Source organism: Bacillus sp. SRB3LM (genome assembly GCF_015712745.1).
GTDB classification, from domain to species: domain Bacteria; phylum Bacillota; class Bacilli; order Bacillales; family Bacillaceae_G; genus Bacillus_A; species Bacillus_A thuringiensis_K.
Map to the genome: position 1 here is coordinate 495,182 of NZ_VWVQ01000008.1, position 15,512 is coordinate 510,693.

The window sequence follows — 15,512 nt, forward strand, 5'->3', positions numbered from 1 at the left end:
ACAACCGATTATTTTTTAATTATTCTCCGTATGTAATAAAGGAGATTCAGTAACACTAATAAAAAAACCTCTACTTTATAATGATTATAAATTAATAACTCTATTTGTACGTTACCAAAAAAAGCCCTCATAATCAAGTGATGGAAACTATTCCATATAAATTATAACATCATCTTCCCTATCTTCTTTCATCATGAAGGAAAATATGTATGATTGTTCCAAAATGTAACAAAGACTTTCTCAATACAATGTATTTGACATTGTATTTCTTTTTCGTTATATTAGTTTTACAAAATTAAATTGTGCACAACTTAATTAGAAGGGAGTTATTTATGACAGAAAACTCTTTGCATCTAGATAACCAACTTTGTTTTTCTATTTACGCCTGCTCTAGAGAGGTTACTCGTTTTTATCGACCTTATTTAGAAGAAATGGGTATTACGTATCCCCAGTACATTACTTTACTCGTACTATGGGAGCAAGATGGACTAACAGTAAAAGAAATTGGAGAACGTCTATTTTTAGATTCTGGTACGTTAACACCTATGTTAAAACGAATGGAATCATTAAAACTTGTAAAACGTGTTCGTTCCAAAGAAGACGAGCGAAAAGTTTGTATTGAATTAACAGAACAAGGCAAAGATTTAAAGGAAAAGGCTTGTTCATTACCGACAACGATGGCTACAAACTTAGGAATTACAGAGCAAGAATATCTCTCTTTATTAATTCAACTAAATAAACTAATTGACACAATGAAAACAATTAATGATGGAAAAGGGGAATAAATATGGATAAATTATATACTGCTTCAGTAACAGCAACAGGTGGAAGAAATGGGAAAGTAGTTTCAGATGATGGCATATTAAATCTTGATGTAAAAATGCCGAAAGCACTAGGTGGTGCAGGCGGAGAAGCAACAAATCCAGAACAACTATTTGCAGCTGGTTATGCAGCTTGTTTCGATAGTGCATTACAACTTGTCATTCGTACAAAACGTATAAAAGTAGAAAGTACAGAAGTAACTGCTCACGTTTCTATCGGAAAAGATACAGATGGTGGTTTCGGTCTATCTGCTGTACTTGATGTACATGTGGCTGGCGTTTCACATAGCGAAGCACAAGAACTTGTAGAAGCGGCTCACGGTGTATGTCCTTACTCGAAAGCAACACGAGGAAATATTGAAGTTACATTAAACGTACGCTAAAAAATTTAGCAAAACAAAAACGCGCGACATTCGTCACGCGTTTTTTGTTTTTGTAAATTTATGAATTGCTTTCCACGCTTCTTCTTTTCCAAGTCCTGTTTCAGAAGAGAATAGAACAATTTCATCGCCAATTTCAACAGCAAGCGTTTCTTTTACAACTTTTAAATGCTTTTGCCATTTCCCTTTCGGAATTTTATCGGCTTTCGTCGCAATAATAATTGTTGGGATTTCATAATGCTTTAAGAAATCATACATCATCACGTCATCACTTGTTGGTTGGTGACGTAAATCAACTACTAATACAGCTGCGTCTAATTGCTCACGAGTTGTAAAGTACGTTTCAATCATTTTCCCCCATGCAGCGCGCTCCGATTTAGATACTTTTGCATATCCGTAACCTGGAACATCAACAAAGTGCATCATCTCATTGATTAAGAAAAAGTTCAGCGTTTGCGTTTTTCCTGGTTTAGAAGAAATACGCACTAACTTTTTACGATTTAAAATTTTATTAATAAAGGAAGACTTCCCCACATTTGAACGACCTGCTAATGCAATTTCTGGTAAATCACTGTCTGGATATTGTTCTGGTTTAACAGCACTAATTACAATATCTGCTTTTGTTACTTTCATTGTTTCACTCCTACTAATGCGTGCTCCAATACTTCATCTAAATGAGATGCAAGCACAAACGTAAGGTTTTCTTTTACGCTCTCTGGAATATCATCTAAATCTTTCTCGTTTTCTGCTGGCAAAATAATTTTTGTTAAGCCTGCGCGGTGAGCACTTAATGTTTTTTCTTTTAAACCACCAATTGGTAATACACGACCACGAAGTGTAATTTCACCTGTCATACCCACTTCTTTACTTACAGGAATACCTGTTAGCGCAGAAATAAGTGCCGTTGCCATCGTAATACCTGCTGACGGTCCGTCTTTTGGAACTGCTCCTTCTGGAACGTGAATATGAATATCATTTTTCTCATGGAAATTCGGATCAATCTGAAGCTCTTCTGCACGAGAACGTATATAACTAAACGCAGCTTGTGCTGATTCTTTCATAACATCCCCAAGTTTCCCTGTTAAAATTAGTTTCCCTTTTCCTGGCGCTACAGAAACTTCAATGGCAAGTGTATCGCCGCCTGCTGCTGTGTAAGCTAGACCTGTTGCCATACCAACTTGGTCTGTTTTTTCAGCTTGCCCATAACGGAATATGTGTTTACCAAGTAAATCAACAATCTTTTTCTCTGTCACAACGATACGTTTACGTTCTGCTGTAACGATAATCTTCGCTACTTTACGGCAAACTTTTGCAATTTGGCGCTCTAGCGTACGAACACCAGCCTCACGTGTATAATAACGAATAATCTCAAGCAGCGCTTCATCACGCACTTGTAAATTACCTTTTCGTAAGCCATGTTCTTTTAATTGTTTCGGCAATAAATGCTCACGAGCAATGTGTACTTTTTCAAGTTCTGTATAGCCAGCAATCGAAATGATTTCCATACGGTCAAGTAATGGACCTGGAATACTTGAAAGTGTATTAGCAGTTGCTACAAACATAACTTTTGATAGATCATATGGTTCTTCAATGTAATGATCACTGAAGTTATGGTTTTGTTCTGGATCTAATACTTCAAGTAATGCCGCTGATGGATCTCCACGGAAATCGTTAGACATTTTATCAATCTCATCTAATAAGAAGACTGGATTAACTGTTTTCGCCTTTTTCATACCTTGAATAATGCGTCCTGGCATTGCTCCAACATATGTACGGCGGTGACCACGAATTTCAGATTCATCACGCACACCACCAAGAGATACACGGACGAAGTTACGATTCAATGATGTTGCAATTGAACGCGCTAACGAAGTTTTGCCGACCCCAGGAGGGCCTACTAAACAAAGGATAGGTCCTTTTAATGAATTCGTTAACTTCTGTACAGCTAAATATTCAAGTACACGCTCTTTCACTTTTTCAAGACCGTAATGATCGTTATTTAAAATCTCTTCCGAATGAGCAAGGTCAATTATATCTTCTGTTGCCTCTGTCCACGGAAGCGCTAATAACCAATCAATATAATTGCGAATAACACCACTCTCCGCAGAACTTGCTGGTAACTTTTCATAACGATCTAATTCTTTCAGCGCAGCCTTCATTGTTTCTTCCGGCATTCCTGACTGTTCAATTTTCTCACGAAGTTCTTCTACTTCTCCGCCCTTGCCTTCTTTGTCGCCAAGTTCAGTTTGAATCGCCTTCATTTGCTCACGTAAGAAATATTCTTTTTGCGTGCGCTCCATGGAACGTTTCACTTTTTGCCCAATTTTCTTTTCTAGGCTAAGTAACTCTTGTTCATCTTGAATAATTGAAATAAGTGTTTGTAATCGTTCTTTTACAGATACAATCTCTAGAATCTCTTGTTTCTGCTTCGTTTTAATTGGCAAGTGAGAAGCAATTAGATCAGCTAATCTCCCTGGTTCTTCCACATCAGCTACCGTTGCAAATGTTTCATTTGAAACTTTTTTCGAAACTTTAATATATTGTTCGAAATGCTCCAGTAACGTACGCATAAAAGCTTTCTCTTCTAAATCATCTTCTACTTCTTCAGTTACCGTTTTAATAGACACTTGTACTACATTTTCTTCTTCGATAAACTCTATTACTTCTGCTCTATGTAAACCTTCCACAAGGACACGAAGCGTACCGTTCGGCAATTTTAACATTTGCTTCACTTTCGCCACCGTACCTACACTATATATGTCATCTTCTTTCGGATCATCGATATTCATTTCTTTTTGCATTGCTAAAAAGATGATATTTTCATCCATTGCCGCCTGCTCTAGTGCTTGTATCGATTTATCACGTCCTACATCAAGATGCAAAACCATCGTTGGATATACGAGAACGCCTCTTAATGGTAGGAGGGGCACGATTCTTTCGTTCGTATTCATACTAGACATAGCACCTCCATAATAAATTAAACTCCTGTTCAACTATTTTATATTACAATACACCTAGATGCAATTGCTGAGATTCCGCGCAATTGTAAATAGCTTGTTTTTCTACCTCACGAAAAGAAAAAAGACTCCGATTAAGCATACAAACTTAAACGAAGTCTGGCAAATTTTATTATTGTTTATTTTTACATAGATTGTGCATCTGTTTCGTCTACGTGAGTATGTACATCTAGCTCTCTATGCATATTTTCTTGCATAAACGTTAACTCAAATACTTCTTTTAACTTACGAACAGGAATAATTTCAATTCCCTTGATCGTATACAAAAATGGTTGCATATTTTCAGCAGGAATAATGACTTTCTTAGCTCCCGCTTTTTTCGCAGCTTTTATTTTTGCGTACACGCCACCAATAGGCTTTACCTCTCCGTGTATACTTATTTCCCCTGTCATCGCTACTTCATTATTTACATACGTGCGGTGCACCGCAGAATATACACCTGTTGCCATAGCGATTCCTGCAGAAGGTCCATCAATTGGGATACCACCTGGAAAATTAATATGTATATCATATCCTTCTGGCAACACATCTAAAGAACGAAGTACTGTTAATACATTATCAACAGAGCCTTTCGCCATACTTTTACGACGAATCGATTTCGTTTGACTACCAATACTTTCTTCTTCCACAATTCCGGTAACATTTACCGATCCTTTATCTTTCGCCGGAATTGCTGTTACTTCAATTTCTAATAACGCACCTGTATTTGGTCCGTATACAGCAAGACCATTTACAAGACCAATCCTTGGAATCGGATAAATGCGCTTTTCATATTTCGGTGTAAGCTGACTCGAGTGAACAACCCACTCTATATCTTCATCCTTAATGAAAGAACGTTCTTCATTTATCGCCATACCAGCAGAGATTTGTACGAGATTAATCGCTTCTCGTCCATTCCTTGCATACATCCCAATCATTTCAATACCATTTTCACCTATTTGCATTTCCACTTTTTCCGCGGCATTTTTCGCTACTTTTTGAATTTCTTCCGTATCTAATTCACGGAAAAATACTTCTAAGCAACGTGACCGAATAGCAGGAGGAATTTCCTCTGGCGAACGTGTCGTTGCTCCAACTAAACGAAAATCTGCCGGTAAGCCTTTTTGGAAAATATCATGTATATATGTTGGGATCATCGTATTTTCTTCACTATAGTACGCACTTTCTAAAAATACTTTTCGATCTTCTAACACCTTTAACATTTTGTTCATTTGAATCGGATGGAGCTCGCCAATCTCATCAATAAACAAAATACCACCATGTGCATCTGTTACAGCACCTTTTTTCGGTTGCGGAATACCTGCTTGCCCCATCGCCCCAGCACCTTGATAAATCGGATCATGCACCGAACCAATTAAAGGGTCTGCGATACCACGTTCATCAAACCGAGCTGTTGTCGCATCAAGTTCAATAAATGTTGCATTCGTACGAAATGGAGATTTAGGATTTCGTTTCGCTTCTTCTAATACAAGACGTGCTGCCGCTGTTTTCCCAACACCTGGCGGGCCATATATGATTACATGTTGCGGATTCGGACCACAAAGAGCCGCTTTTAACGACTTAATCCCGTCCTCTTGCCCTACAATATCTAAAAAGGTTGTAGGACGCACCTTTTCTGCTAGCGGCTCTGTTAAAGAAATCTCACGCATTTTACGAAGCTGTTCTAATTCTTTTTTCGATTCTCGATCAATTGAAACTTTTTGTGTTCGTTGATTTCGAAGTAAATGCCAGAAATACAATCCGACAATTACACCAAAAACAAGTTGAACAACTAAAAATATATTTGTCCAGCTCATTATTTATTTCCTCCCGCAATATTTTATCTCTTAGTATTTCCGCGGAGGAACGTAGCTAAACATAAAGAAAAACAGCAATTATAAAAATTGCTGTTTCCCTTTCGCATTATGCAGATGTTTTTGTATCAAGTACAGTACCGTCTTGTAACACCAATTTTGGCGGCTCATTATCAGCTACTGTTTCTTTTGTAAGAATACACTTCTCGATATCTTTACGAGATGGAAGTTCGAACATTACATCAAGCATTAAGCCTTCAATAATAGAACGAAGTCCACGAGCACCCGTTTTACGTTCAATTGCTTTTTTCGCAATTTCGATTAGTGCACCTTCTTCAAACTCTAACTCAACATCGTCAAGCTCCAATAGTTTTTGGAATTGCTTAACAAGTGCATTTTTCGGTTTCGTTAAAATATCAACAAGAGCATCTTCATCAAGTGGCTCTAGGTTCGCAATAACTGGAAGACGACCGATAAACTCTGGAATTAAACCAAATCTTAAAAGATCCTCTGGTAATACGTGAGATAAAACATGCTTCTCATTTACATCAGCATTTTTCTTCTCAGAACCAAATCCAATTACTTTTTCACCAAGGCGACGTTTAATAATCGGCTCAATGCCATCAAACGCTCCACCACAAATGAATAAGATGTTCGTTGTATCAATTTGAATAAACTCTTGGTGCGGATGCTTACGACCACCTTGAGGTGGAACGCTTGCTACAGTACCTTCTAAAATTTTCAGAAGTGCCTGCTGCACACCTTCACCAGATACATCACGTGTAATTGATGGATTTTCGGACTTACGTGCCACTTTATCAATCTCATCAATATAAATGATTCCTTTTTCCGCTTTCTCTACATCATAATCAGCTGCTTGAATTAATTTTAGTAAGATATTTTCTACATCTTCCCCAACATATCCAGCTTCTGTTAAAGATGTTGCGTCCGCGATTGCAAATGGAACATTTAGAATACGCGCTAACGTTTGTGCAAGTAATGTTTTACCACTACCTGTTGGCCCGATAAGTGCGATATTACTCTTCGCTAATTCTACATCATCAATTTTGCTGTTAGAATTAATGCGTTTGTAATGGTTATATACCGCTACTGCTAGTGCTTTTTTCGCGCTATCTTGCCCGATGACATACTCATCTAAGATTTCACGAATTTCTACCGGTTTCGGTACATCTTTGAATTCTACTTCTTCGTCCTTCGCAAGCTCCTCTTGTACAATTTCAGTACAAAGTTCGATACACTCGTCACAAATGTAAACACCTGGACCTGCCACTAACTTTCGAACTTGCGTTTGTGTTTTACCACAGAAAGAACATTTTAATTGCCCTTTTTCATCATTAAATTTAAACATATTTTCACACCCCTTACAAAGTGCTAACCTCTTGCCTTCGTATGTACACGATAAATGTATCGTATGTAAATACATATTATGTCACTACGTGGCGAGAAATACAAATAATATGACTAGTTATGTACAAATAAAAAATTTTTAAAACTTTTGAAATATGTATATTCGACTTGTAAAGGAACTTTTCCTTCTCCATCGAAAAGTTTTATAAATATATTTCTATATTTATAAAACAAGGCACGATTTTAATCGTGCCTTGTTATTTTATTATGCAGCGTTTTCTACTAAGAAGTCTACAGCTTTACGCACTTTAAGATCTTCAGCTAAAGCGTCTACGCTTCCAAGAGCTTGCTTGATAGCGTCTACTGGCATACCGTACATTTCAGCCATTTTTTCAACTTCTGCAGTTACTTCTTCTTCAGTAACTTCGATGTTTTCAGCTTCAATGATAGCTTCAAGAACAAGATTGATTCTTACACGTTTTTGTGCATCTTCTTTCATTTGCTCTTTTAATTTGTCAGCGTCAGTACCTGTGAATTGGTAGTAAAGCTCAAGGTTCATACCTTGTTGGCTTAAACGTTGCTCGAATTCACGAACCATACGATCTAACTCAGTGTTGATCATAGCTTCTGGAATTTCGATTTCAGCGTTAGCAGCAGCTAATTCTACTACTTCGTCACGTACTTTGTGCTCAGCTTCGTGCTTTTTGCCTTCTTCTAAGTTTGTGCGAAGTTTTGCTTTTAATTCATCAAGAGTTGCAACCGCTTCGTCTGCTTCTTTAGCGAACTCGTCGTTTAACTCAGGAAGTTCTTTTGTTTTGATTTCATGAATTGTTACTTTGAATGTTGCTGGTTTGCCAGCTAATTCAGCAGCATGGTACTCTTCTGGGAATGATACTTCAACGTCTTTAGACTCACCAGATTTAAGACCGATTACTTGCTCTTCGAAACCTGGGATGAATGTACCAGAACCGATTGCTAGAGAGTAGTTTTCGCCTTTTCCGCCTTCAAATGCTTCGCCATCAACGAAACCTTCGAAGTCGATTACAGCTGTATCACCGTTTTCAACAGTTCCTTCTTCTTTAACAACTAGCTCAGCTTGACGCTCTTGTAAAGATTTTAATTCGTTCTCTACATCTTCGTCAGTTACAGTTGTTTCAACTTTTTCTACTGCTAAACCTTTGTACTCACCTAATTTAACTTCAGGTTTCACTGTAACTTTTGCAGTGAAGATAAGGTTAGCATTTTTTTCGAACTTCTCGATGTCGATTTCAGGATGATCAACTGGGAAGATACCAGCTTCTTCAATCGCTTCACCGTATGCTTTTGGTAAAATGATATCTAAAGCATCTTGGTATAAAGATTCAATACCAAAGCGTTGTTCGAATAATGGACGAGGCATTTTTCCTTTACGGAAACCTGGTACGTTAATTGTTTTTACTACTTTTTTGAACGCAGCGTCGATAGAGTTGTTTACTTCTTTAGCATCAACTTCGATTGTTAAAACGCCAACGTTACCTTCTAATTTTTCCCATTTTGTAGACATTTATTCTTTCCCTCCAACTATAATAATGTATGCACATACCTCTATAGATTAAGATCTTCATTATCTCTTTTTTGAAATAACAAATACACAAATAATCCTCTAGCAAAAGCTTTCAGATATAATGTTCCAATCTACTAATTGCCCAGAAGACAACTACGGTATATTTTGTTCGAGAATAATATGAAACATATTAAGTAAGAGAATTACACTTCTCTTCTCTTACAAACAGGCAGTTTTCTGCCTTTTGCAACCCTTACATTATAACATAGAATATGCTCGTTTCAAGAACTGAACGATTCTTTTTCATAATTATACGGGCAAATATCCTTCTCTTTCAACACGTAATAACCATTGATAGGCAATATGAAACTCTTCCAATTCGATATTGTATGCTGCCATAAGCTCTTCTTCATCAATAGCCAATCCGAAACGCTTTCTTCCAATTCTCTCTAAAACAGCTGACCAAATCTCCTCTTTATCCATTAATAGAGCGAATGGGAAAACGCTAATTTGCAATTCTTTCCAATATGTAACCATCGCTTCAAATATATCGGGATAATTTTGCTCTAATCGACTTGATAATTTATGTATAATGTTATTGGATTGCTCCTCATTATGACCTGTAAATGCTGGAATTACCTTAATCGTATTCCCAAACTTTTCTACCTCTATTTCCTCTTCTACCTGACTTTCTATCATTTTATACAAAATAGAAGTTTTCAAATAGGGGTGTTGCTCTTCGTCTATTAAAAATTTCTTTAAAACAGGTAATGCAAGATCTAAGTCTTTTAAAGAAAGTCGCTGAATCGCTCTTAGCTTCTGTCCAAAGTTTTCTCCAAAAATTTCATTAGTAAACTCATCCAATTCAAAATTCGAATCCACTAGCGATGCGTCTCCTTCATTTAGCATACCTTCTGCAAATAAAGCAAGCTGCGCTAATTTTTCCTTTTGATCAGGCATTATATCTTTCGTTTGTAAAACCTTTTCAACAGTTTCAATAACACCTTCATAATCATTTGTTTGAACTAAAATAGTCACGTACGTTTCAAGAATATCACCAAATAAGACAACTCCTGTTTTAAGCAACTGTTCACATTTGTCTTTCGCTTCTTCCATACGTTTTAATTCGAGTAAACAAATAACTGAAGCTAATTCCGTTTGTTCCGTTTCCGCATTATACTGACGTAATATTTCAAAGCAGCGCAATGCATCTTCGAATTTCCGCTCTTTCAGCGCTAAAAAACCTTCATCAATATAGCGCTCTGATAGTTGTGGAAACAATACGACCGTATTTTCTTTTTTATCCATACGTCCGCCTCTTTTTCTTGATTTTAATTATGTTCAAAGTAAATATATCAAATGCGTAATGAGAACACAACATCCCAAAACTATTTGTTTGAAATATAAAAATATTTAATTTTTACATTCCAATACAAATAAATCTCTACTAAAAATTAAAATTGTACAAATAAAAATCCCCAGCAACAAACGCAGAGGATTTATCATTAATGGAAAGCTTTTATAATTGTGGGGTATATTACAAGGGTAATAATTTGGAGAACAATAATTGCCATAACAATCATGCTAAAATAGAAGATTGGTTTACTTCGCTTCATTAAAAACATAATAATAAGCATCGTACAAGCAAACAAACTTAAGAAGAACAAACTTGTTGTCGAACTAAGTATACCACTTGGGACAAAGAACAATAACACTACACTACAAGTACCTATAATTCCAAATGAGGTGGTACAGTAAAACTGGAACACAGTATAGAGATAAATTATTCTATATAAGAGGTGTTTCAGATAAAAAAACAGTATGATGAAACGTTTAAAAAACAATGTGTTGAATTGGTAATCAAAGAAGGGCGTACAATTTCCAGTATTCAAAGAGAATTTGATCTAGGACATGGGACTCTTAATTCATGGATAAAAAAATATTCTTCTCCACTTTTAGATAGTAAGGGAACTGATATGGCAGAACTACGTTCTTTACGAAGAGAAATCCAGGCATTAAAAAAGGAAAATGAATTTTTAAAAAAGGCGGCAACCTTCTTTGCCAAAAACCAAAACTAACACGTTTTCAGTTTATCAAACAATATCACCACATATTTGGAGTGCGCTGGCTTTGCTATCGATTACAAGTGTCTGCGAGTGGTTTTTACGACTATTTTCATCGTAAAGCCACTGAAGGTCAGAAAAAACGTAAAAAGACAGCGGCTTATATTGTCATGCAATTTAAACGTTTAAAAGGTAGAATGGGATATCGAAAACTGTACCGTTATCTTATAAATAGAGATGTTATGGTGAGCTTATCTCAAGTAAGACAAGCTTTATGTCGAGCTGGATTAAAGTCAAAAGTTGTCACGTATTATAAAAAAAGAAAGCAAGACCATTATACATTCCCAAATGTACTAGAGCGCTCCTTTAAACCTGGTAAGAAAGACGTTCCAACAGTTGTATGTGATATTACAGAATTTCGTTTAGTAAATGGATTGAAAGTGTATTTTTGTGCTGCATTAGACATTAGCACCCGGCGGGTGCTTGGTTACTCTTTGGATACTCACCAAGATGCGCAATTAGTAAAGGACACAATTCAGCAAGTTAAAAATGTTTATGGAAGTCACAAAAAGATTTTATTTCATAGTGATCAAGGATCCCAGTTTGCCAGTTATACAGTTACTGATTTTTGTAAGCAACAAAAGATTCAACAAAGTATGTCCCGCAAGGGGAACTGTTGGGATAACGCTGTGATCGAATCATTTTTTAGCATCTTTAAACGTGAATGTTTGCATGGAGAAAAACTGATTTCTCTCGCTCAAGTAACTCAGTTAGTAGCTGAATTTATTTATATGTATTACCATTCCATTCGTCCGCACTCATCATTAAATGGAATGACTCCGTATCAGTATTCAAAATCAATTGCATAATCTATTTCATGTTCCAGTTTTTCTTGACCAGGTCAATACGACTCAATAATCCATAGGTGGTTCTATTCCTGTAATAATAATCATTGTTTCTACCCCCTTTCTACGTACTCTGCTAACATTAATGTAATAAATCTAGTAACTCACCAAGATCTTGAATAATCATAATTAATTCACCTCACAGTATAAGTAGGTCATAAGGTACTTTATTGTTTATAGTCATTCAAGCACCCAGAGACATCCTAAAAATCATTCATTTCCTTTAAATTACATCCATAAAAACATATTACTCTTGAAAAATGGTTTGCGAGATTTTCTCTTCTCCACTTTCCTCAATAAACATACTTTTATATTAATCTGTATAAATAATCGCTTTAACATTTACAGATGAATGTATAGGTAATTCGATAAAACCTAAATGTCTCTTCCTTTTTATCGTGTTGAGACTTTCCCAATTCCAACTTTCTTTCATCAAAAATAAATTAAAACGACTCTTAGTACTGAAAATCTGTTGGAAAATTTCCTTGTGGTTCATTAAAGATAATAATCATTTAGCATCTCCCTACTTTGAAATAATCTATTCTTTTATGTATCATCCAAATAAATTCGTGCACATTTGAATGATACGATTATTATGGCATGAAATTTAATATCCTTATATAATTAAAAAGGGGTTTGACAAACGACATAACTATTAATGAAGATGTGCTGATATACTAATACCAAAATATTTTAACGTATTCCCCGAAAGAATTCTTCTTCCTCAAGCGTGTGAAGGGCGTAGCCAAAAGGCTTTGCTTTTTATTTTTCCTCTGACAGAGTCAGTCTTATAAAGAATAAATATTAGTATATCAATGAAATTAGATAATAATAATCATTCGGTGTTCTTGCTATAGTATCACCTTGTATTGGTTGTAAAATTCAGAAGAAATGTGTTCAATGATGATATATCAGACTATGCAAAAGACATGTTTGTCAGATTATCTGAGAATTACAACATAACATTGGTAGAGTGGCATCATGATGTAGATCATGTTCATATTTTGTTCAAGGCTCATCCGAATACAGAAATGACAAAATTTATTAATGCTTATAAAAGTGCAAGTTCTCGACTCATCAAGAGAGATTTTCCACGAGTGAAAACGAAACTTTGGAAAGAGATGTTTTGGTCAAGAAGTTTTTGCTTATTAACTACTGGCGCTTCTCCAATAGACGTAGTAAAGAAATATATTGAAAATCAAGGTGAAAGGTGAGGTGAAATGATATGACAAAGCACAATAAAGCATATACATTCCGTTTGTATCCAACAGAAGAACAAGCATATCTTATGCGTAAAACCTTCGGTTGTGTACGTTTCGTGTATAATAGAATGTTAGCTGAACGAAAAGAAGCGTACGAAAAATATAAAGATGATAAGGAACAACTAAAGAAACAAAAGCCTCCAACTCCCGCGAAATATAAAGCAGAATTTGAGTGATTAAAAGAAGTGGATTCATTAGCTTTGGCAAATGCTCAACTAAACTTGCAAACTGCCTATAAGAATTTCTTTAGTGGTCAAAATGACTTCCTAACATGCAAAAGTAAAAGACAGAAAGTCTTATACAACGAATGCAGTAAACGGAAATATTATGTTGCTGAATGGTCATATCAAATTGCCAAAACTGAAAATGGTACGTATCAAACAACATAGAGAAATGCTACAAGATTATAGAATCCAATCATGTACGATTTCTATGACTCCTACGGGTAAATACTATGTGTCTATCTTGACTGAATATGAAAAAGAAATTATACAAAAAGAAGTAGAAACAGTTGTGAGGTTAGACTTTACGATGGATGGATTATACGTTAGTTCTGAGGATGAGAAAGCCAATTATCCTAATTTCTATCGTAACATGTTAGAACGATTAACAAAGGCACAACGAGTATTATCAAAGTGACCTGGTCAAGAAAAACTGGAACATGAAATAGATTATGCAATTGATTTTGAATACTGATACGGAGTCATTCCATTTAATGATGAGTGCGGACGAATGGAATGGTAATACATATAAATAAATTCAGCTACTAACTGAGTTACTTGAGCGAGAGAAATCAGTTTTTCTCCATGCAAACATTCACGTTTAAAGATGCTAAAAAATGATTCGATCACAGCGTTATCCCAACAGTTCCCCTTGCGGGACATACTTTGTTGAATCTTTTGTTGCTTACAAAAATCAGTAACTGTATAACTGGCAAACTGGGATCCTTGATCACTATGAAATAAAATCTTTTTGTGACTTCCATAAACATTTTTAACTTGCTGAATTGTGTCCTTTACTAATTGCGCATCTTGGTGAGTATCCAAAGAGTAACCAAGCACCCGCCGGGTGCTAATGTCTAATGCAGCACAAAAATACACTTTCAATCCATTTACTAAACGAAATTCTGTAATATCACATACAACTGTTGGAACGTCTTTCTTACCAGGTTTAAAGGAGCGCTCTAGTACATTTGGGAATGTATAATGGTCTTGCTTTCTTTTTTTATAATACGTGACAACTTTTGACTTTAATCCAGCTCGACATAAAGCTTGTCTTACTTGAGATAAGCTCACCATAACATCTCTATTTATAAGATAACGGTACAGTTTTCGATATCCCATTCTACCTTTTAAACGTTTAAATTGCATGACAATATAAGCCGCTGTCTTTTTACGTTTTTTCTGACCTTCAGTGGCTTTACGATGAAAATAGTCGTAAAAACCACTCGCAGACACTTGTAATCGATAGCAAAGCCAGCGCACTCCAAATATGTGGTGATATTGTTTGATAAACTGAAAACGTGTTAGTTTTGGTTTTTGGCAAAGAAGGTTGCCGCCTTTTTTAAAAATTCATTTTCCTTTTTTAATGCCTGGATTTCTCTTCGTAAAGAACGTAGTTCTGCCATATCAGTTCCCTTACTATCTAAAAGTGGAGAAGAATATTTTTTTATCCATGAATTAAGAGTCCCATGTCCTAGATCAAATTCTCTTTGAATACTGGAAATTGTACGCCCTTCTTTGATTACCAATTCAACACATTGTTTTTTAAACGTTTCATCATACTGTTTTTTCATCTGAAACACCTCTTATATAGAATAATTTATCTCTATACTGTGTTCCAGTTTTACTGTACCACCTCAAAGAAACTTCCAGCCGTATTCCTTAAACATTCCCACATGATAAAAATCTAAAAAAATTATTAGTCAAGATTAATTATAAAGAAAAAATGAAAATATAAATTTATTTGAAATTTGGGGGTACTTATTAAAACCGAGAAATTTATAAAGAAAGTATAACGTACTTAGTTAGAGAAAAAGGAATGAATGGTAAAATAGATCTTATTATAGAGTTTTGTTTTATAGAACAAATATAGTATGTAAAATTTACATTACTTTTGTATTTAAAACAAGGGTAACTTAATATTGATTAATACTTTTAAAATATTTTCAATATACATATTAACTTCCTCTGAAAAACATATTGTCTTTTGTTAACATACAAATATTGAATGTTACTTAATCTCTATATGCGATAAAATAAATTATGGATAAAATAATAAGCTACCTGTATTACGTAGTAAAAAACTAAGTAAAGGAGAAAAATTAATGAATTTAAAAATCACTTTTAAAACCTCAACAT

The 15,512-nt window shown here is 35.3% G+C and carries 14 protein-coding genes and 1 pseudogene; 6 read left to right on the forward strand and 9 right to left on the reverse strand.

The features are described from left to right. Positions 1-332 precede the first annotated feature (332 nt). Entirely contained in the window at positions 333-785 is a 453-nt protein-coding gene (locus F3I02_RS09535; protein ID WP_000138546.1) for a MarR family winged helix-turn-helix transcriptional regulator, read from the forward strand. Between the two features lie 2 nt (positions 786-787). Beyond that, a complete protein-coding gene (locus F3I02_RS09540) occupies positions 788-1,204 on the forward strand; it encodes an organic hydroperoxide resistance protein (protein WP_000359772.1) in 417 nt (138 codons plus the stop codon). A 33-nt stretch (positions 1,205-1,237) separates the two neighbouring features. Here the strand turns inward: F3I02_RS09540 and ysxC are convergent, their stop codons facing one another. The 7 genes from ysxC to F3I02_RS09575 all read right to left on the reverse strand — a co-directional run bounded on the left by ysxC (position 1,238) and on the right by F3I02_RS09575 (position 10,691). After that, positions 1,238-1,834: a ribosome biogenesis GTP-binding protein YsxC gene (gene ysxC, locus F3I02_RS09545; protein ID WP_000869116.1), complete on the reverse strand. Its 597-nt coding sequence runs from the start codon at positions 1,832-1,834 to the stop codon at positions 1,238-1,240. Beyond that, positions 1,831-4,161 (reverse strand): endopeptidase La, encoded by a 2,331-nt coding sequence (gene lon / locus F3I02_RS09550; RefSeq protein WP_000097285.1) that lies wholly within the window; start codon positions 4,159-4,161, stop codon positions 1,831-1,833. Before lon ends, ysxC begins: the two co-directional genes overlap by 4 nt. A gap of 182 nt (positions 4,162-4,343) precedes the next feature. Beyond that, positions 4,344-6,014 carry an ATP-dependent protease LonB gene (lonB, locus tag F3I02_RS09555; RefSeq protein ID WP_000119179.1) on the reverse strand — a complete coding sequence of 557 codons (1,671 nt, stop codon included), beginning with the start codon at positions 6,012-6,014 and terminating at the stop codon, positions 4,344-4,346. A 106-nt stretch (positions 6,015-6,120) separates the two neighbouring features. After that, the gene (clpX, locus tag F3I02_RS09560) at positions 6,121-7,380 is read right to left on the reverse strand and encodes an ATP-dependent protease ATP-binding subunit ClpX (protein WP_000472289.1); all 1,260 of its coding nucleotides are present in this window, start codon (positions 7,378-7,380) and stop codon (positions 6,121-6,123) included. Positions 7,381-7,644: 264 nt separating this feature from the next. Continuing rightward, a complete protein-coding gene (gene tig, locus F3I02_RS09565) occupies positions 7,645-8,922 on the reverse strand; it encodes a trigger factor (protein ID WP_000105215.1) in 1,278 nt (425 codons plus the stop codon). Between the two features lie 309 nt (positions 8,923-9,231). Next, entirely contained in the window at positions 9,232-10,230 is a 999-nt protein-coding gene (locus F3I02_RS09570) for a hypothetical protein (RefSeq protein WP_000358275.1), read from the reverse strand. Positions 10,231-10,427: 197 nt separating this feature from the next. Then, positions 10,428-10,691, reverse strand: coding sequence for a hypothetical protein (locus tag F3I02_RS09575; RefSeq protein WP_196477884.1), 264 nt, complete (start codon positions 10,689-10,691; stop codon positions 10,428-10,430). 30 nt (positions 10,692-10,721) lie between these two features. Between F3I02_RS09575 and F3I02_RS09580 the strand changes: the two genes are divergently transcribed. The 4 genes and pseudogenes from F3I02_RS09580 to F3I02_RS09595 form a co-directional block, all read left to right on the forward strand. Next, positions 10,722-11,000 carry a transposase gene (locus F3I02_RS09580; RefSeq protein WP_308018475.1) on the forward strand — a complete coding sequence of 93 codons (279 nt, stop codon included), beginning with the start codon at positions 10,722-10,724 and terminating at the stop codon, positions 10,998-11,000. Then, on the forward strand, positions 10,955-11,854 hold the full coding sequence (locus tag F3I02_RS09585) for an IS3 family transposase (protein ID WP_196477931.1): 900 nt from the start codon (positions 10,955-10,957) through the stop codon (positions 11,852-11,854). The genes F3I02_RS09580 and F3I02_RS09585 overlap by 46 nt, the downstream gene beginning before the upstream one ends. A gap of 905 nt (positions 11,855-12,759) precedes the next feature. After that, entirely contained in the window at positions 12,760-13,104 is a 345-nt protein-coding gene (gene tnpA, locus F3I02_RS09590; protein WP_230876788.1) for an IS200/IS605 family transposase, read from the forward strand. 11 nt (positions 13,105-13,115) lie between these two features. Then, positions 13,116-13,788, forward strand: a pseudogene (locus tag F3I02_RS09595) (RNA-guided endonuclease TnpB family protein); the annotation flags it as partial. A gap of 35 nt (positions 13,789-13,823) precedes the next feature. On the opposite strand, the gene F3I02_RS09600 reads toward F3I02_RS09595, so the two are convergent. Both F3I02_RS09600 and F3I02_RS09605 read right to left on the reverse strand, forming a co-directional pair. After that, the gene (locus tag F3I02_RS09600) at positions 13,824-14,723 is read right to left on the reverse strand and encodes an IS3 family transposase (RefSeq protein WP_196477931.1); all 900 of its coding nucleotides are present in this window, start codon (positions 14,721-14,723) and stop codon (positions 13,824-13,826) included. Then, positions 14,678-14,947 (reverse strand): transposase, encoded by a 270-nt coding sequence (locus tag F3I02_RS09605; protein ID WP_230876755.1) that lies wholly within the window; start codon positions 14,945-14,947, stop codon positions 14,678-14,680. The genes F3I02_RS09600 and F3I02_RS09605 overlap by 46 nt, the downstream gene beginning before the upstream one ends. Positions 14,948-15,512: the final 565 nt, after the last annotated feature.

Excerpts from the sequence above, each read along its gene's own strand:
- lonB (WP_000119179.1), bottom strand. The coding sequence starts at position 6,014 with ATGAGCTGGACAAATATATTTTTAGTTGTTCAACTTGTTTTTGGTGTA.
- F3I02_RS09605 (WP_230876755.1), bottom strand. The coding sequence starts at position 14,947 with ATGAAAAAACAGTATGATGAAACGTTTAAAAAACAATGTGTTGAATTG.
- F3I02_RS09540 (WP_000359772.1), top strand. The coding sequence starts at position 788 with ATGGATAAATTATATACTGCTTCAGTAACAGCAACAGGTGGAAGAAAT.
- tig (WP_000105215.1), bottom strand. The coding sequence starts at position 8,922 with ATGTCTACAAAATGGGAAAAATTAGAAGGTAACGTTGGCGTTTTAACA.
- F3I02_RS09535 (WP_000138546.1), top strand. The coding sequence starts at position 333 with ATGACAGAAAACTCTTTGCATCTAGATAACCAACTTTGTTTTTCTATT.
- clpX (WP_000472289.1), bottom strand. The coding sequence starts at position 7,380 with ATGTTTAAATTTAATGATGAAAAAGGGCAATTAAAATGTTCTTTCTGT.
- ysxC (WP_000869116.1), bottom strand. The coding sequence starts at position 1,834 with ATGAAAGTAACAAAAGCAGATATTGTAATTAGTGCTGTTAAACCAGAA.
- lon (WP_000097285.1), bottom strand. The coding sequence starts at position 4,161 with ATGTCTAGTATGAATACGAACGAAAGAATCGTGCCCCTCCTACCATTA.
- F3I02_RS09570 (WP_000358275.1), bottom strand. The coding sequence starts at position 10,230 with ATGGATAAAAAAGAAAATACGGTCGTATTGTTTCCACAACTATCAGAG.